This window comes from Sphingobium phenoxybenzoativorans (genome assembly GCF_001757355.1).
In the GTDB taxonomy this organism is placed as follows: Bacteria; Pseudomonadota; Alphaproteobacteria; order Sphingomonadales; family Sphingomonadaceae; genus Sphingobium; species Sphingobium phenoxybenzoativorans.
Genome location: NZ_MINO01000154.1, coordinates 1 through 3,006 on the forward strand (window position 1 = coordinate 1; position 3,006 = coordinate 3,006).

The following is a 3,006-nucleotide window of genomic DNA, read 5'->3' on the forward strand; positions in this document are numbered from 1 at the left end:
GCAGCGGCACCGCTGCCGACACGGAAACGGTTGCCCACGGCCCCGCCCCGCCACTCTGCGTCAGGCTCAACCGCCCGTTCGCCAGCGGCAGCCGCAAGGGCGAAGCATCCGCCGCCATCGGCCAGCTCTGGTTGCGCGTTACGCTCCCCAGCGCCACGGTCGTCGTCCCGGTAATCGCGCTCGCCGGATAGAGGCTGGCGAAGCGCCGCGCGACGATCGCGCCCCAGGCGTTTGCCGGGGTCGTATCCCAATGGCCGCGCTTCTGCCGCTGGGCGACGCCGACCATCATCTTGGGTACCTCATCCTCCCATCCGCGTCGTCCCAGCACCGCGTCCATCGCCTTGATCGCCATCTCGTCACTGCTGACCATCATCCACCAGGGCGCATTGGCCCGGTCGGCGAGGTCCAATCGCGTCCCTTCATAGACGAGGCGCGACCGCAGCACCTGCTCCGCCGTCGCCCGCATCTGCGCGGCATTGGCGAGGCCCGGCGTGCGGTCGATGATCGTCATCCAGTCGGCCAGCGTGCCGGTCGGCATGTCGGCGGGCACCAGATCGATGCCGCCCGCCAGCGCCGGGCTGGACTGCCCGTTGCGCGCCAGCGCCGCCAGCGCCGCGACCTTCAGCAGCCGCGCATCCGCCGGTCCCTCGCCCTCGCGCTGCAACCTGCCCTCGACCACGGCCTTCATCGCCTCGGTCATCCGCGCCTTCGACGCTTCGGGGATCGCGAAGCCCGCCGCCGCCGTCGCCGACAGCACATAGGCGGTCAACTCCGGCGATCCGCTCAGCCGGTCGCTGGGGAAGTATCGCAGCAATCCATTGCCATCGAGATAGGTCGGGATCGACCCGGCCAGCGCGCCCCACGACCCGGCCTCGCCCAGCGCGATCGCCCGCGACGTCTGCTGCTCGAAACAGCTGAACGGATAGGCCGCCATATAGGCCCGCACGCCTCCTAATGGCGGTGCGAGCGTGTCGGACAGCTTCACGTCGACATAACCGCCGCCCAGTGCCCCGGCGGGCGCGGCCACCGGCACCGAAGCGCCCGGCGCAACGCGCATCAGCGTCGCCGCCCATATCTCCACCGGCACGGCGGGCACCACATCCTGCGACACGACCACCCGATCGACCGCCTTGCCGTCTGCGGACTTCGCCTCGACCGTCCAACCGATCCGGTCGATGCCCGTCGGTGCGCGCAGGTTCCATGTCACCGGCGCGGCCCCGCCCGCCGGGATCGTCACGGTCAGCGGCTTGCCGGTCGCGATGCCGGGGTTCAGCTTCACTGTCGCCGTCACCTGCATCGGCCGCGCCGATCCGTTGCGCAGGGTGAAGGTCGATCCGAACCAGTCACCGCTGCGCACTAGCGGTGGCACGCCGGAATAGATGGTCAGGTCCTGCACCGTCCGCACGCTCGTCTGCCCCGTGCCGAACAGGTCCGCGCCCGATGTCGCAATCGCGACCATGCGGAAGGAGGAAAGATTGTCCGACAGCGGCACCGCCACACGGGCATGCCCATTGGCGTCCAGCTTCACCCGGCCCTTCCACAGCAATACGGGACGGAAATCTTCGCGCGTCACGGCGGACTCACTGCCGCCGCCGCCGCCCGCCTCAACCGCCTTCTTGCCATAGTGCCGCTTGCCGACCACCTGCGTCTGCGCGGTGGAGGTGAGGACATCCAGCGTCCGCTCGCCCATCATCGCGTCCAGCAGCTTCCAGCTTTCATTGGGCGATAGCTGCAACAATGCCTCGTCCACGGCGGCAAAGGCGATCTCCGCCGACCGCGCCGGTTTGCCGCCCGGCTCCGTCACCGCGACATCGACCTGCGCCGTCTCGCGCACTGCATATTTCGCCTTGTCGGTCTTTACCGTGACGCCGAGCGTGTGGCCCTCCCAGCCGACCTGCACCTTGGCCATGCCGATGCGGTAACTGGGCTTGGCGAGGTCCACCAGCGCGGTCGGGCTTGCCCCTTCCCGGCTGAAGAAGGGCAGGTTCCACCGCCGCGCGAGGTCCGCGAACCACAGCTTCCACCCGCCGATCCGCCCGCGCACCGCCATCACCGATACATAGACATCGGGCGCGTAGGCTGACGGCATCGGCACTTCCACCACCGGGTCCTTGCCCGACAGGTCGGTGACGAAGCTGGACAGCACGCCCTCGCGCTCCACCGTCACCAGCGCGGTGGCGGACCGGAATGGCATGCGCACCTGAAATTTCGCCGTCTCGCCGGCCTTATAGGCTTTCTGTTCGGGGATCAGGTCCATCCGGTCGCCATTGTCGCCGCCGAACCACCAGTCATCGTCGCCCGCCAGCCAGACGGAGCGCACCGAGCGCGCGACATTGCCCTGCGCGTCGGTGGTGGTCGCGACCACCGTCACCTCGCCGGACAGGCCGGGGTCCATCGTGCAGTCGGCCAGCCCCTTCTCGTCGGTCTTGGCCGAACAGTCGACATCGACCTTCGTTATCTTCTCCTGATTGTCATAGGCGTAGAATCCGCCGATCAGCCGCCGCCGCGCGGTGATGATCTCCCGGCTGTAGAGGGCGACCGCGATCTTCTGTCCCCTGACCGGCTTGCCATCCAGCCCCAGCGCCACGAATTTCAGGCGCAGGTCGCTATCCCGCATCAGCCACCCGTCGGTCTTCATGCCCAGTTGCACGGCGGCGGGGTGCAGGGCGATCCGGCGGCTTGCCGTCAGCGTCTCGCCATTGGCGTCCTGATAATCCATCTCGACCGTCATGGTCGTTTCATTGTCGATCGGCTGGCCGATCTCGACCGACGTCTGCGCCGTGCCGCCGCCATTCAGCGTGACGGGCAGGGTCTGGGAAAAGGGCAAGGGCTGCGCGGGCGCTTCGCCATTATCGTCCAGCCGGGTGATCCCCTCCTTCACCGCCGCGCCGCCGAACGTCCATCCGTCCCATCCGTCCGGCGTCGCGCCGCCGCTGTCGAATGCCGTGCGGATGGAGACCGGCAGGTTTGCCGCCCCGCCGCCGGACAGATAACCGACGAACAGCG

At 68.6% G+C, this 3,006-nt stretch carries 1 protein-coding gene; it reads right to left on the reverse strand.

The genetic code is table 11. From position 1 onward, the window contains the following. On the reverse strand, positions 1–3,006 hold a 3,006-nt coding region (locus tag BHQ40_RS24405; RefSeq protein ID WP_290438459.1), incomplete at both ends, for an alpha-2-macroglobulin family protein.